This is a genomic window from Chryseobacterium jejuense (assembly GCF_900100075.1).
GTDB lineage: Bacteria > Bacteroidota > Bacteroidia > Flavobacteriales > Weeksellaceae > Chryseobacterium > Chryseobacterium jejuense.
Genome location: NZ_FNEG01000002.1, coordinates 217,780 through 240,288, shown reverse-complemented (window position 1 = coordinate 240,288; position 22,509 = coordinate 217,780). Strand labels below are relative to the sequence as shown.

Sequence of the window (22,509 nt, the reverse complement as noted above, 5' to 3'; positions counted from 1 at the left end):
TTTCTTTATTCCCAATTTTGCAAAAAAAATCAATGGTCATGAGGAAACTCTTATTTATTATCATCTGTATTTTAGCATTGCTGATTGGTGCCTATCCTTTAATTTATGTTTTTGTTGAACATAAAAATACTTTTCTGGGATCCAAATTTTTGGAAATTCTCCAAAACCAAATCTGGAAATTTGCATTTTTCGCCCATATTATTTTTGGAGGAATCTCTCTTTTTATTGGCTGGCGTCAGTTTGGCAGCAAGTTTCGAAATAAGTATCTAACACTTCACCGGATCATTGGGAAATCCTATGTTGTTTCTGTATGGATAAGTTCTGTTGCCGGGATCTATATGGGAGTATATGCCAATGGAGGAATTATATCCTCTGCAGGATTTATAATGTTGGGATTTATATGGCTTATTACAACGCTAGCCGGAGTAATTCAGATTCGAAAGGTGAACGTGATAAAACACCAACAGTGTATGGTTTACAGTTATGCCTGTACCTTTGCTGCGGTAACGTTAAGACTTTGGTATCCCTTATTGCAGAGTATCACCCATGATCCCGACAAATCCTACCTTGCTGTAGCATGGCTATGCTGGCTTCCCAACTTGTTCGTAGCTTATTGGATTAATAAAAAGAATCTTGAAATTAATTAAGATAATTTATTATTGATATATCCTTGGGTGGCATTTTCTGCTTCGTAAATCTTGCCGGGATTTCCCATAACCATAGAGTTTTCAGGAACATCAAAATTCACGTATGCATTGGGTGCAATCAAAACATTGTTTCCTATGTTTACATTGCCGACAATAACAGCGTTTGGGCCTATCCATACTTCGTCACCAATAACAGGGTAGCCTTCATTTTTACCTCTGTTCTGCTGGCCGATCGTTACGCCCTGGGCAATATTGCAGTTTTTGCCGATTTTAGCTTTAGGATTGATAACAAGTGTGCCCCAATGCCCAAGATATAAACCTTCTCCAATTTGTGTTTCAGGATAAATCTGAAAACCATATTTGATCTGATAATGTCTTAAAACAAATTTCCAGAACAGACCGGAAATAGATTTTTTCTGGTGTTTCTGAGCTTTTCTAAGGATATAGAGATAATGAAGATTAGGATTGATGCACTTTTTCCAAATCTCAAAGGTGGAAAGCCATTTGCCGCTTTCCCTGTAAAAATCTTTCTGTATTGCTGTATATTCTGGCATAACAAAATATTTTATGCATGATCAATAATCTCCTGAAGATGTGCCACTGATTTTTCAAGCACAAACGGAAGATCAGTCTGAGTTATTTCCTTTTCATATTGTCCGGAAAGTTCACTGTTTGTTAAGAACTGTTTCATTCCTTCATAAATTCCGTCCTCAGAATTGGGGGTAATGAGACCTAGTTTCCCATCCTGAAGCAGGTCTTTTATTCCAGAAACATCTGTGGAAACTACTGGTTTATTCAGGATAAGAGCTTCTGCAATAATAGTAGGGAACCCTTCATGTCGGGATGACATTACATAAAAATCCGATTTTTTAAGATATGGATAAGGGTTACTTCTGAAGCCAAGCATCTTTACCGTCTCCTGAAGCCCCAATTGATTAAGTTTTGTCTGGATATTTTCAAAATCAAATCCATCTCCAATAATGATGATCTGATGTTTCAATCCTTCATCCATTAATTTTTTATGAACATCCAAAAGCCTGTCATAGCCTTTTTGTGGATATACCGTGCCTATAGTTACAAAGGTTGGAAGATCCTTGGAAAAAGGGTAGTCGTCAATTTTAACCTCTGCTTTCTGGAGTGTATCCTGAGAGTCAATAGGATTGAAGATCTTAACAACAGCCTGTTTTTCTTTTTCAGTACGGGCTAGTTTCTGCATTTCCTCTTTAAGCTTATTGGAAATGACCAGGATTCTGTCAAATTTGAAAAACTGTCTGATTACGTCAGGAGTGTACTCTTTCAGATTAAAGATATCATTCTGGACCCATACGATCTTTTTGGAATCCTTTTGCGGACTGGATAGTACTTCTTTGTACATCCCATGGATAGCCGCAATTTCTACATCATATTTTTTATTTTTTAATATAAACTTATAAAGAAGGGAGGGGAACATCAGGAACATTTTCTGATACAATACCCTGAATGCCTTTACCGGAATTTCATGAGGTCTGTTGGTGGTGATCATTTCCCCTTTCAGGAGATAATGCAATTTTACCCAAGACGGAACTTCCTGGATGTACATTCCTGTATAGAGGTTAATCAAAAGATCAACTTCATATTTATCTTTGGGAAGGTTTTTAAGAAAGTTGACTAGAACTTTTTCTGCGCCACCATGGCGAAGGGAACCGATTCTAATGAGAATTTTCTTTTTTTCAGACATTTATTTTTTTATAGGTTTATAAGTATGAGGGAGATGTTCACTTACATAAGCTTCCAGTTTAGGCCTGTCTGCTTCCAGTTCTCGAGGATACATGACATTGTTTTTTAATGCTTTGTCTCCATATTCTTCAATAGTGCAGATAAATTTTGCAGGAATCCCTGCATAAACCGTTCCGTTCGGCATAGAGGAAGTCAAAATGGAACCTGCTCCCAATACACAGTTATCACCTATTTCTGAGCCTAGCATGATGATGGTGTCTGCACCAATAAAGCATTGTTTCCCAATTTTTATGCGCCCAAAAGCTCTTACATCTTTATATTTTTCGAAAAAATGTAAGGCATTATAACCGCCGTCATGATTAATGAATCTAACATTATTAGAAAGTGTTGTTTCGTCACCTATTTCAATTAAAAAAGGTTCTGTACCTAACTCGGGAACTTCTACAAAACGAACATTTTTTCCTACCTTTAATCCTTTAGCAATACAAATTTTGAGATAGATTCTCTTGATAAGGTATTGATAAGTGGTATGAATTTTTAATATGATACGATATATAAATATCATTATTCTAAATTTGTTTTTCTCATACAAAGAAAAGAATTTATATGATAAGAATTTCTAAAATAGAATATTATTTGCCTGAATTGGTTCTCACTAATACGGATTTGGAAAAGGAGTTCCCAGAATGGAGTTCCGAAAGAATCCGTGAAAAAGTAGGGATTGTACAGCGCCATATTTCTTCTGAAAATGAGACCGTGCTGGACCTTGCAATACAATCATCAGAAAAGGTGTTTGAAGACTATGACAGGAGTAAAATAGACTTTATTCTTTTCTGTACTCAAAGTCCGGATTATTTTCTTCCAACCACCGCATGTATTTTACAGGATAAGCTTGGACTGAGAAAAAATATCGGAGCAACAGATTTCAATTTAGGGTGTTCCGGGTTTGTATATGGATTGGCTTTTGCAAAAGGATTAATTGCTTCAGGAATTGCCAACAGCATTTTGTTAATTACTTCAGAAACGTACACCAAACATATTCACCAGAAAGATAAAGGAAACCGTTGTATATTCGGAGATGCCTCTGCCTCAGTAATTATTGAGAAAGACACCAATGTAGGCGATTATCAATTTTGTTTGGGAACTGATGGCAGTGGGGCTGAAAACCTAATGGTTAAAAAGGGCGGTTTCAAGAGAGATTTTACACTAAACCCAAATCATGAGTTTGATCCTGAGAATCTTTATATGAACGGACCTGAGATTTTTAATTTTACCATAGAAAAGATCCCGGGATTGGTTAAAGAAACAATGGCTGAAAACGGGCTTACCATGGATGATATTGATTATTTTGTTTTTCATCAGGCTAATTCTTTTATGCTGAATTATCTGAGACGGAAAACGAAAATTCCCACCGAAAAATTCTACATTGATATGGAAACAACGGGGAATACCGTTTCTGCAACCATTCCCATTGCCTTGAAAAATATGCAGGATAAAGGTCTGTTGAAAAGAGGAGATAAGATTTTACTGGCTGGTTTTGGAGTGGGGTATTCCTGGGGAGCAACAATAATTGACTTTTAATTTTTAAATCACAAATCACAAAATTTAGAATATATGAAAACTTCCGTCTTTTTAGAAAAGCTGCAAGAGGAACTGGACGAAAAACAACCGCTGAGCCAGGAAACTAGGCTAAAGGATCTTGAAAACTATGATTCTATAAGTTTACTCTCCGTCATTGCTTTTGTAGATGAAAACTTTAATCAACAGCTTGATCCGGATCTGTTTAAAAATATGGAAACGGTTTCCGACCTAATGAATATTATTGGGCAGGAAAACTTTGAAAATGAATGATGATGGTTACATAATCATCATTCACTTTGTTTTTGCTGGTAAAGGTTCTCAAGGATCTTTTCAACGGAATTGAATATTTTTTGATTATCAAACTGATCTTCAATGGTAAGAAGGTTCTTTCTGATTCTGGAGATTAATTCCGGATCGGAAAGGAATTTTTTCATGGCTTCATACATTTCGTTGGTTTCATAATTAATCAGATATCCAGTTTCGCGATCTTTAATCATAATTCCAACATCACCGGTATCTGTTGCAATAATCGGTTTTTGAAGGATCAATGCTTCCGCAATTACAAGCGGCCATGCTTCAGATTCGGATGGAAGAATAAAATAATCTGCCTTTTTAATGTAAGGATATGGATTCATTTTATTGCCACATAAAATAAATGTCTTCTGAACATTATTGGTTTTGACTTGCTCTTTCAGATTTTCCATTTCTTCTCCATTTCCAAGGACTAAAATGCTGTGGTGGAAGCCTTCGTCTATTAATCTTTTGTGAGCATCAATAAGTTTATGATACCCTTTTCTGTGATGAAGTCTGCCTACGGAAACAAAGACAGGTCCCTGAGGGAAGTTTTCTAATTTTTCTTCTGCCTTTTTCTTAATCTCTTCAATAGGAATAGCGTTGATGACAACACTTTCTGCAGGATATTTTAAATCCGGATAATACCGATGCATCATTTCTTTGATCCTTTGCGAGCAATAGATCATATGGTCAAACTTTTGGAAGTTATTTATAATCTCCGGAACTGCTGGTTGTAAGGCAGGTAAATTGATTTCAGAGTGAAACCAGCCTATTTTTTTTGAATGTTTATTGCTTGAATTATTTACAGAAGAGAATGTAGCATAAGAGGGAGAAATCTCTACATCAAACTTTTTATTCCCTAAGATACGGTCTGAAATTCTTGGATTTTTTAATATCCGCATCAGTTTTAATCTTCTGCGGACAAGCTGAAGTTTATTGATGAAAGGATTTTTAGAAAAAGTTTCTTTGCCTTCAGTAAGGTAAACCTTTTTTACATGACTTGGGATTTCATTTCGAAGCTCTCCCTGATTCATGTTGAGGCATATGGTTAAGTCAAATTTATCAGGATTCAGATTGTTGAGCATGCTCAATACTACTTTTTCCACCCCTCCCATTTCCATTGAGCGGTGCCTGAAAAGAACCTGTATTTTCTTATTTTCTGACATTATCTGAAAAGTTTTTGTAAAGTAATGGCTATATTTTTTTTAATCCTGTACCAAATTCCGTGCTGATATTCCAAAAGAGCAAAAATCTCCTGATGATTGGTGTATTTTTCCGGAATCTTTTTTCCGTTGATGCTGCTAAGATTTCTCCTTTTCATAGTTGCCAAGACAACCTGAGCAAAGTAATCATAAGATTTATCTTTATTATTATTCTGGGAAATACCTCCTGCATGCGCTCTGTAAAGATAATTGGTGTCATCTATGAAATAAACATCTCCTTTTTCATACATTTTTAAATACAGATCCTGATCCTCAGCAATTCTTAATGTGGTATTCATTTTTTCTGTCTGTTCATAAACATCCTTTCTGAATGTTACAAAATGATTGATCTGATTGGGATAATTAAAGAAATAAGAATCACCATTCCTCACTTGCATGGCTGATTTAAAGGCGGCAATAGGTTTTAGATCTTTATCACATCCCATAAAGCGGGAATAGGTGAGTACCACTTTCTTTTTGTCTTTAAAAATCTGAATGGCCTTTTCAATAGCTGTGGGAAGTAGGGCATCATCTGGATCTACAAATCCACAAATTTTCCCAGTAGCAAGGTCTATTAATCTGCTTTTTGTAACGCCTACACCACTGTTCTTTTCATTTTCGAAAAACTTAAATCTTTCATCTCCAGCAATGGTAGTTTTTACCAGCTCTTTTTCATCTTCTGAAGATGCATCATCCACAATAACAGCTTCCCAATCGGAGTAGGTTTGTTTCAACAGAGAATCGTAGCAGTCTCTAAACAATGTGGCATTATTGTAATGAGCAATAAGTATGGAAAATTTCATATTGATTTATAAAAAATGGTGATAATTAACTCCTGTATGGTCTTTTTGACTAAAGGACTTGTTATTTTTATCAGTTGTTGCTGGCGAATATTTCAGGAAATAAACTGAAAGAAAATTGTTCATTGAAAAATGAAATCCTGATGATAAACTGACATTTTTCATAATAGGGATAGGGTAATGCTTTTTTTCACTTGAGTTACACAAATATAATTTGTTTTTATATAAGTGAGAAAAAAAACTTTATTTTTGCTTTTTAAAAAAAACACAGTGGGAGAAATAACAAGGATTCTCAAAACATTTATCGGGTATCTGAAAAGGCCTGATCTTTATCCTGAATTGAGGCGGAAAATTATTAAAAATACAGTCAATAGAGGTAATGCCTTTAAGGGAAAGGAAAAGACCAATTCCTGGGCAGCCGAAAGGGCGGTATCACAGAAAGAAGCGGTTTCAAAGCTTTTTGGATTTGAAATAGACGCTTTTCGTAAAGATTATCAGAAAATTTTAATGAATGCAGCTCAGAGAGAAAAGGAATGTCCTGTGAAAATGGGGGGTCCCGGCGCTTTGGAACTAATTTACTATGCATGTGAGTTTGCTAATGCTCAGTATGTTGTGGAAACAGGAGTTGCTTACGGATGGTCTTCATTGGCTTTCCTTTTATCATTGGGAAAGAGAAACGGAACTTTGTATAGTTCAGATATGCCTTATCTGGCTCAGGATGGAGATCAATATGTAGGCTATGTGGTTCCTGAAGACCTTAGAGTCAATTGGAAATTATTCCGTTTTGCAGATAGGGAATCATTACCAAAGATCTTCGCTGAAAATGCTGCTTTCGATGTTCTCCACTATGATTCTGATAAGAGCTATAACGGAAGGACTTGGGCGTATGAGGAGCTTTATAATCATTTGAAAAAAGGGGGTGTTTTCATCAGTGATGATATTGGTGATAATTCTTCATATCAGGATTTCTGTGAAAAAAATAATATAGTGACCACCGTAGTAGAATATGAAGGGAAATACATAGGTGTTTTTATTAAATAATTCTAGACAAAGCTATTTTACTGATATATATTAATCTCCTTTTTATTGATATATTTGGTGGAATCCTAATATGGAAAGATTTCCGGATAAAAAAATATGTGTATAAATTTATGATATAGCTGTTTATACGGTTTTTATGAAGATAAGTCAGATTACATTTACCAGATTTATTGCGGCTATGGCGATTGTCATTTCCCATTTCAATAAAGATCTGTTTTTATATAAAATCGATTATATTTCAAAGATATTCCTGAATGCCAATGTAGGAGTGAGTTACTTCTTCATTCTTTCAGGTTTTATTATGATTGTGGCGTACCACAAAAAAGATAAGATTGAATATTTTGATTATTATAAAAACCGGTTTGCAAGGATTTATCCATTGTATGTGCTAGGACTTCTGCTGTATTTGGTAACCAGATATTCCAACTTTAGTATCTATAAAGGATTTTTATATTTGTTTGGGCTCCAGAGCTGGATACCGGGCGAGGCTATGATTCTTAATTTTCCAGGCTGGTCTATTTCTGTAGAGTTTCTTTTTTATCTGCTGTTCCCGTTGCTGTATAATTATTTTTATTCTAAAGGAAACAAAAGTATCTGGGTAATCACTGTTATTATTTGGATCATAACACAGGTATTTTGCACTCTATATTCAGGTTCATTTTACTATAAAGGACCTCATACGGAAAGCCATGAGCTGCTGTATTATTTTCCGCTTATGCATATTAATGAATTTCTGGTGGGAAATCTTGCAGGATTATTTTTTGTGAAAAACTCGGGGCAGAAGAATTATGATGTACCGGTAGTTATTATTTTCGGACTCTTATTATTGTCCTTAATTTTTGTTCCGTTATTCTATCATAATGGGCTGATGGCATTGCTCTTTATCCCTCTTATTATTTTGATATCCAAAAATAATGGGACATTAACGAGGATGTTTTCATGGAAGCCTCTGGAATATTTAGGTGAGGCAAGTTATGCCGTATATATTACCCATATTCCTGTTCTCTATATCCTGAGAGAGGTGTTAAAGTGGGGTAATTATAATTTTTCTATTGATATTGTATTCGGGATTTATATTGTAGTTCTTATTATAGTCTGTATTCTGTTTTATCAATTTATTGAAAAGCCATTAAGAGATTATCTGAAAAGGGTAAAGATCAGATAAAAATCTTTATTTTTGTAACAAAGCACTCACAATGATTGAAATAACAAATGTTCCACTTAAAATGAAGGGTATTTTCACAGTAGAGAACTCCGTATTTGCATGGGTTCACAACAATTGTAATATTGATGCCAGAGTAATAAAGTCGCAGGGAAGTATAATGATTATTAACTTCTAAATAAAGACAATGTTATTCAATTCAATCGGATTTCTTATTTTTTTACCAATTGTGTTTTGTCTCTATTGGTTTGTTTTCAATAGAAAATTTCAGGAACAGAACAGGTTGCTGCTATTGGCCAGTTTCTATTTTTATGCCTGTTGGGATTGGAGATTCCTTTTTTTACTCCTGTTTTCCATTGGCTTGGATTACGTTTCAGGAATTAAAATAGAGAATAGCAAGACGAATAGGGGAGCTACATTCTGGCTTACGTTGAGTATTGTTATTAACCTTGGTTTTCTAGGATTCTTCAAGTATTATAATTTCTTTGTCGAAAGTTTTGCAGATTTTCTGGGAGGCTTTGGTTTCAAGGTAAATGTCTGGCTGCTCAATATTATACTTCCTGTAGGAATTTCCTTTTATACATTTCATGGGCTGTCTTATGTGATTGATGTCTATAAAAAAAGAATAAAAGCTGAGAGAAGTTTTATAGACTACGCTGTTTTTGTAAGTTATTTCCCTCTTCTTGTGGCTGGTCCTATAGAAAGAGCAACTCATCTTTTACCTCAGATACAGCGGGAGAGAGCATTTAATTATGAGCAGGCGGTGGATGGGATGCGGCAAATCCTTTGGGGATTTTTCAAAAAGATGGTCATTGCTGATAACTGTGCTCCGTTGGTGAATGAGATATTTAACAATTATCAAACGGAAAGTCCTGGAATGCTTGCAATAGGAGCTGTTTTGTTTGCCTTTCAGATTTACGGGGATTTCTCCGGATATTCTGACATTGCATTGGGAGTTTCCAGATTATTTGGAATAGAATTGCTGAAAAACTTTGCATTTCCTTATTTCTCCAGAGATATTGCAGAATTCTGGCGAAGATGGCATATTTCACTTTCTTCATGGTTCAGAGACTATCTGTACATTCCTTTGGGAGGAAGTAAAGGTGGACTTTCTATGAAGATTAGAAACACATTTATTATTTTCCTGGTGTCAGGATTCTGGCATGGGGCAAACTGGACGTTTATGATCTGGGGCGGCCTCAACGCTTTATACTTTATGCCTTTGCTCATCATGAATAAAAACCGGCAGAATATAGAAGTTGCAGGGCAAGGGAAGTTTCTGCCATCCTTTAGAGAATGTTTCCAAATTCTGATCACCTTTCTGGTTACCTGCATCGCATGGATATTTTTCAGAGCAGAATCTGTAAGTCAGGCGATTCACTATATCGGTAGAATTTTTAGCCGTGAATTGCTTTCTATTCCGCATCCATTACCCGTAAAAGTATTGGCCTTGATCGGATTTATGATGATAGTAGAATGGATCAACAGGGAAAACTTCCACGGATTGGAAATTAAAAGATTTCAACCCTGGATAAGACGTATTTTCTATCTGATTGTTATTTATATCATTCTCAGGTATGCCAACTTCGGGAATAATGAATTTATTTATTTTCAGTTTTAGCATGAAGAAGTTTTTAATTAAAATAGTGCCTTATTTTGTTGCAGTACTTATTGTATTTGCAATTCTTGGATCTTATGCAGATGGCAATACGGATGATAACTATATGCATTTTGCGGTTAAAAAACCACAGAATATCATCTTGGGAGATTCCCGTGGCTCTCAGGGAGTGGTTCCGGGAATTTTAAAAAATAAACTTTCTGCTGATTTTGATAACTTTTCTTTGAACATTGTGCAGTCTCCCTATGGCCAGGTTTATTTTAAAGCCTTAAAAAGAAAATTAGATCCTGAAACCAAAAATGGTATTTTTATTTTAACAGTAGGTCCATGGAATCTTTCATTGAATAAGAGCATTAAAAGCGAAAAGGATTTCCCTGAAGTACATTCTCCTTTGAATGATATGTATTTGTATGACAGATCGCCCAATTATGAATATCTTTTGAAACATTATACAAGAAGTTGGTTTAAAATTTACACCGAAAGAGCGGACGCTGGAAGATCAAATAGTTTTCTTCATGACGATGGCTGGATGGAAATTACCATAGATATGAATGCGGATTCTGTAGCTGCAAGAACCCGTGTAAAGGAAATGGATTATATAAATCTGGCTAATACGGTAGAACTGTCGCCAGCTCGTTTAAAAGCTTTTAATGAAATTATTAATTATTTAAGAACCAAAGGGTCTGTCTATATTGTTCGTATACCAACATCCAAAAGCCTCACGATAATTGAGAATAAAAAATATCCCCATTTCAGCAAATTATTGAAAGATATAGGTCATAAGCAGAATGTTAAGGTGTTTGATTTTTCAAAAAATTATGCAGATTATGATTATACTGATGGAAATCACATGTATAAGGAATCCAGTAAGAAACTCACTGCTCAGATTGCAGATTCTATTATAATGAGTAGAAGCAAATAGAGTTGTAAAATTAGAACAGATTATTTCTAAAATTAATGTTATAAATCCCAGACCGTATGCTTTTGTAGTCTGTTACAAGATACTTCAGAATCATTCCCCATTTTTTTGAATTGGGAGAGTTGGCAATCTGAAAACTGCGGTACATTCTGTTGATGTGAAGCTTTACATGCTCAGGAAGTGTATTTTCATTTTCAGCCCATGCATCTACTTCTTTCCATAATAGGACCCGTGTAGTTGCAGGATTTATCTTTTTAGAATCTACCAGTGTAATTCTGTTGTCTTCATGTACGCCTCTTATTGCAATAGCTTTATCTAAAATTCCTGGGTAGAGATTAAGATAATAAGAAAGTCTGAATAAAAATTCCGTATCCTGATGCAGTCTTAGGCTGGATTTAAATAAAAAATCCATTTTTTTTACTAAAGAATCCCTACGGATCGTTAAAGCATCAATACTAAAGAGACCAAAGCTTCCCAGCATATAGATTTGTCCTGGAAATACGTCTCTAGGCTCATGTCTTTTATAAACAGTGGTTAATCGGTCCCCAAATAAAGAGTAGTATTGTTCTTTTGCTTTTTCAGTATAATAATGTACACCAAGCGCTCCATAAACGCCTTCTACTTCAGGTTTTTTGAAAAGTTCTTTTTCAGCATCAAATCTGTTAGGAAGAAAATAATCGTCTGCATCCAGAAATGAAATAAAATCTCCACTGGATTTTTCTATTCCAAGATTTCTTGTAGGGCCTGCGCCGTGATTCCCTTTATCCGGATGCTGATAAAGTTTTACCCTGTCATATTTTTCGGCAAGTTGTGTACACACCTCCAATGCATCATCTGGCGATTGGTCTTCCACCAGGATGACTTCACAAACTTCATCAAACTGCAGAGCAGATTCCACCGCCTGGGAAACATATTTTTCGGCGTTGTAAACGGGAATAATTACTGAAATTTTCATTTTTTGGTTTACTTAATTTTTTATATCATTCGTGTATGCAAAAGCGTTGCAAGATAGTTAATTATAAAGACTTATACCTGATTTTTTTTTACACTAAAAAATAGATATACTCTTTATTGAAATTCTGATTCAAAAAGTCTGCCGAACAAAGTGTTTTCAGATGGCTTTAACTATGAGCCTGCAACAATTTTTTTGATTTTGTGTTTTAATTTAAATTTTGAAGTGTATGGTTATTGTTTTAAGAGATTAATGAATGCCGGAAATTGATATTGTATAAACCGGACCTTATGCTTTTATAATCTGTAAAGAAATATTTAATAATCATTCCCCATTTTTTCAGTAATGGAGCTTTTGCAATTTCAAAACTTCTGTGCATCCTTTTGATGTGAATTTTTACCTCTTCAGAAATCTCGCTTTCAGTCTGAGACCAAAGGCCAACTTCTTTCCAAAGTATAGCTCGGGAAACGGAAGGATCTATGACACGAAGGTCTACTTTTGTAATTCTGTTATCTTCATGTACGCCTCTTACCGCGATAGCTTTGTCCAGAATTCCAGGATAAAGATCAAGATAATAAGAAAGACGGAACAGGAATTCCGTATCCTCATGAAGTCTTAAATGGGGTTTAAATAGGGGCTTTACTTTGCTCATTAAAGCTTCTCTGCGTACAGTTAAAGTATCAATACTGAAGAGCCCAAAAGGTCCAAGCATATGGAGCTGACCAGGAAAAACATCTTTGGGAGCATATTTTTTATAAACAGTAGTAAGCCTGTCCCCAAACAATTGATAATACTGTTCTTTTGCTTTTGCGGAATAATAATGTACTCCAAGGGCTCCGTAAACTCCTTCTACTTTTGGATCTTTAAACAGTTCTTTTTCAGCATCAAATCTATTGGGTAGAAAATAGTCGTCTGCGTCAAGAAAGGCAACAAAGTCACCGGTTGATTTTTCAATTCCCAAATTCCTACTTGGGCCAGCTCCATGGTTTTTCTTATCAGGGTGCTGGTACAGCTTTATTTTTTCATGTTTTTCGGCTAGCTGCTGACATATTTGTAATGCATTGTCAGGGGATTTATCTTCAATCAGAATAATCTCATGTACTTCATCAAACTGAAGAACAGAGTCTACTGCCTGGGAAATATACTTTTCTGCATTATAAACGGGAATAACTACTGAGATCCTCATTTCTTCTCCTTTTTACAATAAATTTAGAATTACAATTGCGTTTTATTAGTACCTTTTGAATTCGAAATTTAAGCTTTTAATTTTATTTTATGCTATTAAGATCTTCTTTTTTCCATAAAATGATAGGCAAACATCATAGACGTAACCAGAGTGATGATTTTTAATAATAAATTCCTTTTTAGAGTGAAAAAATATGTTAAAATTCTCCTTTATGGGGATTATTATCGTTATTTTTTTTGCCTGATTATGGGAAGAACAAAGCTTAATTTGATATATTAATGAAAATAAGTAAATCTATATTTTGTCCTCAGAATATTTGGATTTTTAAAAATAGCCGCCAACAATCCTATTTTTTTTGAAACACCCTTTTTTCCTGAAAGCTCAAATGCTTTTTTCTGGAGATAGATATGTTGTGTAATGTCTGTTTCAAGGGGTAAGGTATTAGACCATTCGTAGAGTGAGTTCCAGAAAAGGAATTGACGTTGGTTATACTGTGGAGAATACTTTATTATTTTAGTGATTCTGTTGTCATCATGCATACCCCGCATCGCTACAGGAAGATCTATAATACCAGATTTTAGATGGCACAGATATGAAAGTTTAATGATGAAATCTGAATCCTGATGAAGTCGGAGAGCCTCATTAAATCTTAAATTTTTAGATTCAAGTGAATGCCTTCTTACCGTAAGGGCATCTAAAGTGAAAAATGAACCAAAAGCCGTAGAAGTAAATCCAAGCAATCCTCTGAATACCTCCTTTCCCTCCGCGGCATAATTAACGGTTAGAAGCTCGCTGTCATTAATATTGGACATGAATTCTTCCTTACCTTTTTCAGTAAGATATTCTGTACCAATGGCATTGAAAACGCCATCTATTTTTGAATCTTTAAAAAGTTCTTTTTCAGCTGTAAATCTATTGGGTAGAAAATAGTCATCGGCATCCAAAAATGCAATGAAATCTCCGGTAGCTTTATTCAGTCCAAGATTTCTGCTTGCCCCTGCACCATGATTGCCCTGGTCAGGATGCTGGAAAAGTTTTACTCTATCATATTGTTGAGCCAGTTCTCTACACACCTGAAGAGCATTGTCTGGAGAGCGATCCTCTATCAGAATTACTTCATAGACTTCATCAAATTGTAAGGCTGATTCTACAGCTTTTGATATATATTTTTCTGCGTTGTATACAGGAATAATTACAGAGATCTTCATTTTCATCTATTGTAGTAAGTGAAACGATATTTGGTCTTTAATATTTCAGGGTTTTTAAGGGCTTCCCCTAAAATAGTACAGTATTTAATGAGACCTTTTTTCAAAGAAAGATCAAATGATTTATATTGTAAATAAATTCTTTTTCTGGCTTCCGTCGGAATATGATTGGATATAGCCCAGTCGTTTAGGGATTTCCATAAAAGAAACTGTCTTTGATTATATTGCGGTGAGTATTTTACAATTTTAGTGATTCTGTTATCGTCATGAATACCTCTCATAGCAACAGCCTCTGTTATATTACCTGTTTTTAAGTAACAATGATAAGCCAGTTTGATGATAAATTCCGAATCCTGATGGACTCGAAGGTCTTTATTGAATCGGATATGATGAGCTTCCAGAGCGGCTCTTCTTATAGTAAGTGAATTAAGATGAAAAGACGTGCCGAAAGTTTTAGTTGTTAAACTTAAAAGACCTTTAAATACTTCTTCGCCTTCGGTTGGATAATTGACAGTACTAAGAGATATTTCTTTAAATTTAGATTGAAATTCTTCTTTTCCTTTTTCGGTTAAATATTCTGTACCAATAGCATTAAATACTCCGTCTACCTTCGGATCTTTGAAAAGTTCTTTTTCAGCATCAAATCGGTTGGGGAGATAATAATCGTCTGCATCCAAAAATGCAATAAAGTCTCCTGTTGCTTTTTCTATTCCCAAATTCCTGCTGGCTCCGGCACCATGATTTCCCTGGTCTGGATGTTGAAAAAGTTTTACCCTGCTGTGTTTTTGTGTCAGTTCATGGCATAGCTGAAGTGCATGATCCGGTGATTGATCTTCTACTAAAACTATTTCATAAACTTCATCAAGCTGTAAAGCTGATTCTACGGCTTTCGAAATGTACTTTTCAGCATTGTATACGGGAATGATTACTGAGATCTTCATTTTCATCAATTATAGTGGAACTTTTTATTCAAATAGAACTATTTGATTATATTACAACATGGCTTTGTTATTATCTGCCCATAATGCAAGCTGTAAAAGATTCCAGTGTCTTTCATCTTTGTCAAGGAAATTCTGAGCTGCTTTAAAATCAATAAAATTAAATACCTTATGGTTAGGGTCTTTTAGCAAGTCATTTGAAAAATTCATCAGGTTTTCTTCTGCAAACCAGCTTTTTACTCCAAGTCCAAATCCTTGTTTATGGCGTTTTCTGATGGTTTCTGTCCAATAAGAGCCCATTGCTTCACGAAGAATGATTTTATCATTATTGTCATTCAGTTTCAGCTGATCGGGTAATTGAATACAAAACTCTGCAAAATCCAGATCCAGGAATGGAGTTCTCACTTCCAGGGAATTTGCCATTGCCATCCTGTCGGATTTTACCATCATATTGGCAGGAACGTAGTTTTCCAGATCTACTCTCATGATATCGTTAAGAGAGTCCGGATTAGGATTAAAGCTATAAGTCTGAAGATAATCTGAAGAAACCCCAAGGAGATCACGTTCTTTCTTGTTAAAAGCATTTCTTACATCATTCAGATGGAAATCCATGATAGATGAAAACTCTCCGTTTTTCCTGCTAAGGAAAGATGTCGGTTTTATTTGTTGGTATAACTTTAATCCGAATTGAGCGATGATATTTTTATAACTGAAATGCTGCTTCAATTTATTCTCAACGGTGTAAAAGTGATACCCTCCGAATAATTCATCTCCTACATCTCCTGATAATACAACTGTAAGATTTTTTCTGGCTGCTCTGCATATTTCATAATGAGGAATAAATGAAGCATCTGCAAAAGGCTCATCAAAAAATGGAGATATTTTTAGTAAAGAAGTGACAAGGTCAGATTTCTTTTCATGAACTTCTATATGGTTGGTTTTGTATTTGTCGGCAATTTCCTTTGCATATTTCAACTCGTTGTCTTTGTGGTCGTATCCGAAGCTGATGGTCGTTTGATGAGGTAAAAATTCATCTACTAACGCTACAACAGATGAAGAATCTAATCCTCCACTTAGGAAACTTCCTACTTCTACATCTGCAATAAGCTGCTTCTTTACTGCATTTTTCAACAGATACAGAAATTCTTCCTTTGCATCGGAAAGACTTATTACCCTGTCTTTGGCTGGCAGGCTATAATAACGGGAAATTGTGAATTTTCCGTCTTTCCAGATCAGTTGGTGTGCAGGTGGAAGTGTATAAATATTGCTGTAAATACTCTGTTGAGAACTTACATACCCATATTGAAGGTAGTGGGAGAGTGCCTGGGAGCTTACTTTTGGTTGGATAAGCCCAGAAGCTAAAATAGCTTTGATTTCTGATGCAAAAATAAATTCATTGTTCTTCCCAATGGCATAATAAAAAGGTTTTTCTCCAAAGCGGTCTCTGGCACAGAATAACTGTTGTTTTTGTTCATCCCAAATGGCAAATGCAAACATTCCCGGAAGATCATGGATGAGGTTTTCCTGTTTCCTTTGATACATGGCAAGAATAACTTCTGTATCAGAACCTCCATGATAAGGATACTCTGCATATTGTCTTTTTATGTCCTGATAACCGTAGATTTCTCCATTGAGTACAATACATTCATTTTTAGTATTGGAGAACATAGGCTGCTTTCCATTATCAGACAAGTCTATAATAGAAAGTCGGCGGTGGCCTAGTGTGGCATTTTCATAAAATTCATAGTGAGAAGAATCCGGACCACGGTGAACCAATGCATCTGTCATCTTTCGGATTTCCTCCTGGTAATTTCTGGCATTACTGCTTATAATTCCCGCTATTCCACACATAATATATTATTTTTCATCATTAATTTTCATTTTTTGTACAGCTAATTTACGACAGATTCAGAAAACTTGGGCCTGGTTGAGCCAATTGACTTCGTAAGCTGCTTAATTTTTCACTATCTCCTGCAATTTTTTTATATTTCAGAGAAAGTTCTTTGTATCGTGCAAAATTTCCTGTTATGAAATTCTTCAGCATGCTTTGCTTTAATGATTTTTTTTCCCGTTGTAAAGCATTGGGCAGGCTAGGATTCAAAGTGTTGATTTCTATCCGAACATCTTCGTACTTGGTAAAATCTATTTTATGGAGAAGTTGTACTCCATCATGAACCACCTTACTACCCGGAACCAGCAAAACTTTCTTGTGATGGAAATGAATTCTGTTGACGTACTCATCATCTTCCCCATAATGGAAAAAATAAGGATTAAATCCTCCTATGGTTTCTATAGTTTTTTTCGGTAACAGCCAATGAGCAGCATTTACAAAGTGAATTTCGTAGTAAGGTTTTAAAGTCTGAAAATACAGATCTGAAATCATTCTTGTCTTTTCATAATTCTTGGCAATATATTGATCCAGAAAGATGTCTAGATATTTTTCTGAACCATCAATGTGAATAGGACTTATAATCCCGATTTCGTCTTTGTTGGGATGGCTGTTATATATTTCAAGCATCTTTTCCATACTGTCTTCATAGAGCCATGCATCCTGATTCATCAGATAGAAGAAATCAGCACCATTTTTATAAGCTTTTTCAATGCCTATATTATTGGCTTTTCCAAATCCGAGATTAGATTCGGACTGAGTGAAATCTACTTCCGGGAAATGCTTTTGTATGTATTCCTGAGTACCATCTTTAGATCCGTTATCTATTACAAAGCACTTTACAGGAACAGATGATTTTCTTAAACTGGTAAAACATCGTTCTGCCCATTTCATGGCATTGTAGGTAACAATAATAATATGAATCTGAGGCATTTTTATTTTAATATTTTTTTGTTCCAGATTAATGAATAATCTGTGATTTTATATAGTAAATTAATGATTCTAAAATACAAAAAATAGTAGACTTGCTATTTTAAAAAAAATTAAAGTAGATAAAATAATACAGTTTTTTTTATCATGGAATCAATGGGCGGAAAGGTAAGGAAGCCTGCTGTAAACAGCAGCATTTTCCATAATGAATTAAATACAATCAATAGAATAGCTGTAATATCCTTTTTTAGTGCTGACTAATTGTTGTTTATTGGCTAATAAAGCTTGTTAACAGTGTATAGAAAATTCATTTTCATTTTAATTAATCTTTTTTGAAAATTCTAAAGGTGAAGAATTACTCTTTTTATTAGATTTAAACATAATACGATCTCTCAGTTTTGTAGTTGGCATCTCAAAGTATTTATAAATAAGGAATGCCCCCAAGAGCGATGCGCCCCAATAAAAAGTATTTTTAAGAAGATAAGCTTCTAAATAATCCCCGGCAAAAATGAAGGAAAAAATATGGTCTATCAATAGTTTTTTTATTAATGAATAATGAATCAGATATAAAGAGTATGAAATTAAACTTATATAAGTGATGGCAGTAGCTACTACATTATATTTTTTTAAGGTATACTGGCTCATTAAAGGTAGGAGACAGAATATAGCTGTACAAAAAAGGGGATAGAAAATATTAACGTAGTAAAAGCTGTTGATATCAGTATAAATATAAAAGAGAACTTTCCATATGAATACCAATACAATCCCGGCAATGAAAAATTTATATTTATGCTTCATCCAGAATTCCTGATAATAATAGCTGATATAGGCACCAATTACTCCATACATAATATTATCTATTCTCATAATAACCACGCGACGGAAATCAACCATTTCATACAATTGCCCGTTGTGGTGCATGTAATGTCTGAGAAATGTATAAAACAACAATAAAAAAATGGATACAATAAGCAACGATTTTTTGAATTTGATTTTAAATAAATTCACACAGCAGAAAAGAATAAGAGGAATGCTGAGATAAAACCATTCTTCTACGGAAAGGCTCCATGATTCTCCAAAAAAGGAATCATTGACATGAAATAAATTCTGGCAGAAAAATAAAAAAGGGAAAACCTCTTTAAGAGAAAATTTGCCCACAAAAAGTACACTTAAAACCGTAAGGATCAGTACAAAAAGATAATAGTTCGGAAGAGTACGGAACCATCTCCTTATCCAGAAATTGAAAAGTTCATATCTGGTGAATCCATTTTTTTCAACAGACTTGATGATGATATTTCCAATGAGGAAACCACTGAGAACAAAGAATATGCACACACCATCAAAAATGAAATATTCTAAAAAAGTGTAAACTGATGATGGAAGGAGAGAAGCATTATGGTTGATAACCACAAACATAATGGCAAGCATTCTCAGAATATCCAATCCGAATATCCGATTATCGCCAATATCAAAGGTGAAAATTCTTTTAACTAGCATGTGTTATTAATGATCTATGAAAACTTTTTTAAAAGTATCCATTACCGGATGAGGAAGAAATTTTTCATAAAGCTCTTTTGCAGATAAACTGAGATCTGCATCCAGGATGATGTTCTGTAGCTCCTTACTGTCATTATAATAATAAGCCTGATCTTGTAGATGGGTGATGTGAGCTTTTTCCGGAGGATTGGCAAAAGCAATCACCGGTTTATCCATAATGGCAAATTCAGCAACGGTAATTCCAAAAGTTTCTCCTCTTTCCCGTGCATGAAGTAAAGCATTGCAGGTATTGATGAACTTTTGCTTCATGATAATATCTGAACTTGGCGGAAGAAAGATGATGTTTGACGGAACAGATTTCCACCATTTCTTTTTGATGAAAGAATCTACTCCCATAAAAATGAAATAGATATCTTTATATTTTGATGCTATTTTTTCAATAGTTTTTTGAGCAAAAAGAATATTAAAGCTGATATGGCCGCCATAATATCCGAAAACCTTTGCATTCTTTGGAATATTCAGTTCTGCCCTTAAATTCTCATGAGTTTGGGAATCAAAATTGACCATGTGTGGAACATAAGGATATGTTGAATCTGTCATCTCTTGGCTCAGCCATTCAGAAACATAGGCATATACGTCTCCATGAGGTTCAAAATGTTTGAAAACACTATGGATTACGGATTTACATTCCTTGGTATCTATACCGTCTATATTTCCATTTTTAATAGCATAAAAAAGATCTATATGATCCTCACGGATAAGCTGATCCACTTCACTGAAGTCTGAATAACCATGTACACGGAATCTTTTTTCAAATTTTTCAACACCTAATGGATGATTGGTCTTTGAATTTTTATTGTAGACAATTATAGATTCATTGCCCAGATATCTCTCATTGAAATCTGCATAATCATATACTGCTATGGAAGTCCCTCTGTAGTTGAGTTCATCCTCATGGAAAAGAATCTTCATCTTTGGTGTGTTATTTAAATATATTTTTCAGTCTTCCTATGATCTTTTGAACAATGGTTTTCTTCGGATACTTGGTAAGGTCATTGTGTTTAAAAAGTCCTTCTCCCTGTGCAATCCTAAAATTTTGTTTTACCCACCAGGCAGCAATATTTCTTTCTAAAGAAGCTGTTTCTCCTGAGAAAGGGATAATGGTATCAAGCAAGAAATTTTTTCTGACAAGGTAAGGATTATTGGTCCAGTTGGCCCAACGTGAGGTGGTAATAAAATACTCACCTTGTTTTTGTATTTTATCAGGAAATTCTATTGCAGGATCAAGCCAATGCAGGGATTCCAGGAGATGAGGTGAAGTACATTCATGCCAGTCATCATAATAATTCAGCTCATTTCCTTTATGCCTGATGGAAATAAGAGGATAGCCTGGTGTATTTCTGCTTCTATATCGAACTACATCAAAACCATTGTCAAGCATTTTTAATCCGTTTTTAAGGCGGGAAAATACGGTTTCCTGATCTTCAATCAGCTCAAAGTCATGCTCCAGAAAAAGAATATTTTCACAAGCCGCATTTTCTGCCAACATTTTCATTCCTTTTCCGATTCCGATATTATCTTTTAGTCCTATATATCTGATTTTATACTGATTTGCCAGTTTTTTATCGGACTCACTTACTTCCTGAAAAAGAATTACAATATCATCAATCATATCCAGAAGACCATACTTCCGATAGGACTTTAATGTGTTTCTCAGTGTTTTTCCTGTTTTCCAGGAGAGAATGCAAATGCTGATAGGGAGTGATTTCAAAGGGTTAATTTTTATTTACTACATTATTCATCAGTTCAATTACTTTCGTTGTGTAACTTTCCCAAGTTTGATCTTTTACTAGTTCATGAGCTCTTAAACATAGTTTCGTATACTGCTCTTCGTTCATCGTAAGAATTGTTCGTATACTATCTACAATATCACTTACTTCAGTATTTTGAAGATAAATACCGAAGTCATTGTTCTCTCCATAATCTAAAGCAAAAGCTTCATAAGGTTTTATAATGATAGGCGTGTAGTAAAACATACATTCAATTGTACTAGAATATGCAGCCCAAATTTCGGATGGATTTACAAGAATTTTTGCTTTAGTAATAAGATTGTAGTATTGGGTATTTTGTTCCGGATCTCCCTTATCCAAATATTCATAACAAATTATGTTTCGATCTGTATTTTGTAACAACAATCGATCTTTTGGAATATTAATTATATTTAAAGTTAAATTAGGAAAATCTTTTTGTAAAATTCTAACCGCTTCTACCAACTTTCTCGCACCTAATAAATATTTCATTGATCCAATAAGCAGTAGTTCTTCTGATTTTTTTTTCTTATCTAAAATTTCTTGAAAAGTAGGCTTATTAAAGTTTATATCATTAACAACATTACTGCCGAGATGATGTACTTTTTTACCATGGCGTTCAGAAATGATTTTTTGTGCATCTTTAAAAAGTGAAACTACTAATTCGGAATTGTTAAAGGCTTCATGTTGATATTTGATAAACCATTTTTCAAAGAAGTAGGGTTTCCTCTTTAAGCGATCTAAGATAACCATGTCATAACTCCAATCGTGAAATAATAGCGATGGTGTGTTGCTGAATTTATTATAAAAATCGAAACTCAATATAATAACAAAATAAAGATCCGGGTTATTTTTTACAACCTTCTTGATCTTTTTATAAGCTATCATCCTTGAAATAGGAGTCTTAATAAATTCATATTGTTGACTCGGGAAAAATCGAGATAAAATTCTTCCCGGGTATTTATTCCATAAGGTTTCGTATTTCGTTGCAGGCGAGAGATCTACACGCAGAATTTCATATCCCTGCTTTTTTAAATTTTCAGAAAAAAGGAACGGTACATTAGACCAGGCTTTTGGAGAGTTTGAATCTCCATAACAAACGAAAAGAATTTTTTTACTCATTTA

General features: G+C 34.6%; 22 protein-coding genes. 7 read left to right on the top strand and 15 right to left on the bottom strand.

Annotated features, from left to right (window positions below; all coding sequences use genetic code 11):
• Window positions 1-38: 38 nt before the first annotated feature.
• On the top strand, window positions 39-647 hold the full coding sequence (locus BLS98_RS06680; protein ID WP_089734833.1) for a DUF2306 domain-containing protein: 609 nt from the start codon (window positions 39-41) through the stop codon (window positions 645-647).
• On the opposite strand, the gene BLS98_RS06675 is transcribed toward BLS98_RS06680, so the two are convergent.
• Genes BLS98_RS06675 through BLS98_RS06665 form a run of 3 tightly spaced genes read right to left on the bottom strand, consistent with a single transcriptional unit; the run spans window position 644 to window position 2,928 of the window.
• Window positions 644-1,201, bottom strand: a complete 558-nt coding sequence (locus BLS98_RS06675; RefSeq protein ID WP_089734831.1) for a serine acetyltransferase — start codon at window positions 1,199-1,201, stop codon at window positions 644-646. The genes BLS98_RS06680 and BLS98_RS06675 overlap by 4 nt on opposite strands.
• A gap of 11 nt (window positions 1,202-1,212) precedes the next feature.
• Window positions 1,213-2,364 (bottom strand): glycosyltransferase, encoded by a 1,152-nt coding sequence (locus tag BLS98_RS06670; protein WP_089734829.1) that lies wholly within the window; start codon window positions 2,362-2,364, stop codon window positions 1,213-1,215.
• Complete coding sequence (locus BLS98_RS06665) at window positions 2,365-2,928, bottom strand: acyltransferase (protein WP_045491460.1); 564 nt, start codon at window positions 2,926-2,928, stop codon at window positions 2,365-2,367. It abuts the gene before it with no gap.
• Window positions 2,929-2,969: 41 nt separating this feature from the next.
• On the opposite strand from BLS98_RS06665, the gene BLS98_RS06660 reads away from it, so the two are divergent.
• Both BLS98_RS06660 and BLS98_RS06655 read left to right on the top strand, forming a co-directional pair.
• Window positions 2,970-3,944 (top strand): 3-oxoacyl-ACP synthase III family protein, encoded by a 975-nt coding sequence (locus BLS98_RS06660; protein ID WP_089734827.1) that lies wholly within the window; start codon window positions 2,970-2,972, stop codon window positions 3,942-3,944.
• Between the two features lie 33 nt (window positions 3,945-3,977).
• Window positions 3,978-4,214, top strand: a complete 237-nt coding sequence (locus BLS98_RS06655) for a phosphopantetheine-binding protein (RefSeq protein WP_089734825.1) — start codon at window positions 3,978-3,980, stop codon at window positions 4,212-4,214.
• 17 nt (window positions 4,215-4,231) lie between these two features.
• Here the strand turns inward: BLS98_RS06655 and BLS98_RS06650 are convergent, their stop codons facing one another.
• Window positions 4,232-5,404, bottom strand: coding sequence for a glycosyltransferase (locus BLS98_RS06650; RefSeq protein WP_089734822.1), 1,173 nt, complete (start codon window positions 5,402-5,404; stop codon window positions 4,232-4,234).
• Window positions 5,404-6,243, bottom strand: a complete 840-nt coding sequence (locus BLS98_RS06645) for a glycosyltransferase family 2 protein (protein ID WP_089734820.1) — start codon at window positions 6,241-6,243, stop codon at window positions 5,404-5,406. The genes BLS98_RS06650 and BLS98_RS06645 overlap by 1 nt, the downstream gene beginning before the upstream one ends.
• Window positions 6,244-6,510: 267 nt before the next feature.
• Between BLS98_RS06645 and BLS98_RS06640 the strand changes: the two genes are divergently transcribed.
• The 4 genes from BLS98_RS06640 to BLS98_RS06625 all read left to right on the top strand — a co-directional run bounded on the left by BLS98_RS06640 (window position 6,511) and on the right by BLS98_RS06625 (window position 10,983).
• Window positions 6,511-7,281, top strand: coding sequence for an O-methyltransferase (locus BLS98_RS06640; protein WP_089735694.1), 771 nt, complete (start codon window positions 6,511-6,513; stop codon window positions 7,279-7,281).
• A 136-nt stretch (window positions 7,282-7,417) separates the two neighbouring features.
• Window positions 7,418-8,446 carry an acyltransferase family protein gene (locus BLS98_RS06635; protein ID WP_111994874.1) on the top strand — a complete coding sequence of 343 codons (1,029 nt, stop codon included), beginning with the start codon at window positions 7,418-7,420 and terminating at the stop codon, window positions 8,444-8,446.
• A gap of 184 nt (window positions 8,447-8,630) precedes the next feature.
• A complete protein-coding gene (locus BLS98_RS06630) occupies window positions 8,631-10,064 on the top strand; it encodes an MBOAT family O-acyltransferase (RefSeq protein WP_089734817.1) in 1,434 nt (477 codons plus the stop codon).
• Complete coding sequence (locus BLS98_RS06625) at window positions 10,039-10,983, top strand: hypothetical protein (RefSeq protein ID WP_089734815.1); 945 nt, start codon at window positions 10,039-10,041, stop codon at window positions 10,981-10,983. Before BLS98_RS06630 ends, BLS98_RS06625 begins: the two co-directional genes overlap by 26 nt.
• A 10-nt stretch (window positions 10,984-10,993) precedes the next feature.
• On the opposite strand, the gene BLS98_RS06620 is transcribed toward BLS98_RS06625, so the two are convergent.
• The 10 genes from BLS98_RS06620 to BLS98_RS06575 form a co-directional block, all read right to left on the bottom strand.
• Window positions 10,994-11,935 (bottom strand): glycosyltransferase family 2 protein, encoded by a 942-nt coding sequence (locus tag BLS98_RS06620; protein ID WP_089734812.1) that lies wholly within the window; start codon window positions 11,933-11,935, stop codon window positions 10,994-10,996.
• A 238-nt stretch (window positions 11,936-12,173) separates the two neighbouring features.
• Window positions 12,174-13,118, bottom strand: coding sequence for a glycosyltransferase family 2 protein (locus BLS98_RS06615; protein WP_089734810.1), 945 nt, complete (start codon window positions 13,116-13,118; stop codon window positions 12,174-12,176).
• Between the two features lie 275 nt (window positions 13,119-13,393).
• On the bottom strand, window positions 13,394-14,326 hold the full coding sequence (locus BLS98_RS06610; RefSeq protein WP_089735692.1) for a glycosyltransferase family 2 protein: 933 nt from the start codon (window positions 14,324-14,326) through the stop codon (window positions 13,394-13,396).
• Window positions 14,327-14,328: 2 nt separating this feature from the next.
• Window positions 14,329-15,264, bottom strand: a complete 936-nt coding sequence (locus BLS98_RS06605) for a glycosyltransferase family 2 protein (protein ID WP_089735690.1) — start codon at window positions 15,262-15,264, stop codon at window positions 14,329-14,331.
• A 51-nt stretch (window positions 15,265-15,315) separates the two neighbouring features.
• Window positions 15,316-17,112 carry an asparagine synthase (glutamine-hydrolyzing) gene (asnB, locus tag BLS98_RS06600; RefSeq protein WP_089734808.1) on the bottom strand — a complete coding sequence of 599 codons (1,797 nt, stop codon included), beginning with the start codon at window positions 17,110-17,112 and terminating at the stop codon, window positions 15,316-15,318.
• Between the two features lie 46 nt (window positions 17,113-17,158).
• A complete protein-coding gene (locus BLS98_RS06595) occupies window positions 17,159-18,082 on the bottom strand; it encodes a glycosyltransferase family 2 protein (protein WP_089734805.1) in 924 nt (307 codons plus the stop codon).
• Window positions 18,083-18,397: 315 nt separating this feature from the next.
• Entirely contained in the window at window positions 18,398-19,576 is a 1,179-nt protein-coding gene (locus tag BLS98_RS06590) for an acyltransferase family protein (RefSeq protein ID WP_089734802.1), read from the bottom strand.
• Window positions 19,577-19,582: 6 nt separating this feature from the next.
• Window positions 19,583-20,548 carry a glycosyltransferase family protein gene (locus tag BLS98_RS06585; protein ID WP_089734800.1) on the bottom strand — a complete coding sequence of 322 codons (966 nt, stop codon included), beginning with the start codon at window positions 20,546-20,548 and terminating at the stop codon, window positions 19,583-19,585.
• 10 nt (window positions 20,549-20,558) lie between these two features.
• Entirely contained in the window at window positions 20,559-21,347 is a 789-nt protein-coding gene (locus tag BLS98_RS06580; RefSeq protein ID WP_139166083.1) for a glycosyltransferase family 2 protein, read from the bottom strand.
• 4 nt (window positions 21,348-21,351) lie between these two features.
• A complete protein-coding gene (locus BLS98_RS06575; RefSeq protein ID WP_089734796.1) occupies window positions 21,352-22,506 on the bottom strand; it encodes a glycosyltransferase family protein in 1,155 nt (384 codons plus the stop codon).
• Window positions 22,507-22,509: the final 3 nt, after the last annotated feature.

What these genes read in the sequence shown, in the direction of transcription:
- BLS98_RS06680 (WP_089734833.1), top strand. Translation starts at nt 39, where the DNA reads ATGAGGAAACTCTTATTTATTATCATCTGTATTTTAGCATTGCTGATT.
- BLS98_RS06675 (WP_089734831.1), bottom strand. Translation starts at nt 1,201, where the DNA reads ATGCCAGAATATACAGCAATACAGAAAGATTTTTACAGGGAAAGCGGC.
- BLS98_RS06670 (WP_089734829.1), bottom strand. Translation starts at nt 2,364, where the DNA reads ATGTCTGAAAAAAAGAAAATTCTCATTAGAATCGGTTCCCTTCGCCAT.
- BLS98_RS06665 (WP_045491460.1), bottom strand. Translation starts at nt 2,928, where the DNA reads ATGATATTTATATATCGTATCATATTAAAAATTCATACCACTTATCAA.
- BLS98_RS06660 (WP_089734827.1), top strand. Translation starts at nt 2,970, where the DNA reads ATGATAAGAATTTCTAAAATAGAATATTATTTGCCTGAATTGGTTCTC.
- BLS98_RS06655 (WP_089734825.1), top strand. Translation starts at nt 3,978, where the DNA reads ATGAAAACTTCCGTCTTTTTAGAAAAGCTGCAAGAGGAACTGGACGAA.
- BLS98_RS06650 (WP_089734822.1), bottom strand. Translation starts at nt 5,404, where the DNA reads ATGTCAGAAAATAAGAAAATACAGGTTCTTTTCAGGCACCGCTCAATG.
- BLS98_RS06645 (WP_089734820.1), bottom strand. Translation starts at nt 6,243, where the DNA reads ATGAAATTTTCCATACTTATTGCTCATTACAATAATGCCACATTGTTT.
- BLS98_RS06635 (WP_111994874.1), top strand. Translation starts at nt 7,418, where the DNA reads ATGAAGATAAGTCAGATTACATTTACCAGATTTATTGCGGCTATGGCG.
- BLS98_RS06630 (WP_089734817.1), top strand. Translation starts at nt 8,631, where the DNA reads ATGTTATTCAATTCAATCGGATTTCTTATTTTTTTACCAATTGTGTTT.
- BLS98_RS06625 (WP_089734815.1), top strand. Translation starts at nt 10,039, where the DNA reads ATGAATTTATTTATTTTCAGTTTTAGCATGAAGAAGTTTTTAATTAAA.
- BLS98_RS06620 (WP_089734812.1), bottom strand. Translation starts at nt 11,935, where the DNA reads ATGAAAATTTCAGTAATTATTCCCGTTTACAACGCCGAAAAATATGTT.
- BLS98_RS06615 (WP_089734810.1), bottom strand. Translation starts at nt 13,118, where the DNA reads ATGAGGATCTCAGTAGTTATTCCCGTTTATAATGCAGAAAAGTATATT.
- BLS98_RS06610 (WP_089735692.1), bottom strand. Translation starts at nt 14,326, where the DNA reads ATGAAGATCTCTGTAATTATTCCTGTATACAACGCAGAAAAATATATA.
- BLS98_RS06605 (WP_089735690.1), bottom strand. Translation starts at nt 15,264, where the DNA reads ATGAAGATCTCAGTAATCATTCCCGTATACAATGCTGAAAAGTACATT.
- asnB (WP_089734808.1), bottom strand. Translation starts at nt 17,112, where the DNA reads ATGTGTGGAATAGCGGGAATTATAAGCAGTAATGCCAGAAATTACCAG.
- BLS98_RS06595 (WP_089734805.1), bottom strand. Translation starts at nt 18,082, where the DNA reads ATGCCTCAGATTCATATTATTATTGTTACCTACAATGCCATGAAATGG.
- BLS98_RS06590 (WP_089734802.1), bottom strand. Translation starts at nt 19,576, where the DNA reads ATGCTAGTTAAAAGAATTTTCACCTTTGATATTGGCGATAATCGGATA.
- BLS98_RS06585 (WP_089734800.1), bottom strand. Translation starts at nt 20,548, where the DNA reads ATGAAGATTCTTTTCCATGAGGATGAACTCAACTACAGAGGGACTTCC.
- BLS98_RS06575 (WP_089734796.1), bottom strand. Translation starts at nt 22,506, where the DNA reads ATGAGTAAAAAAATTCTTTTCGTTTGTTATGGAGATTCAAACTCTCCA.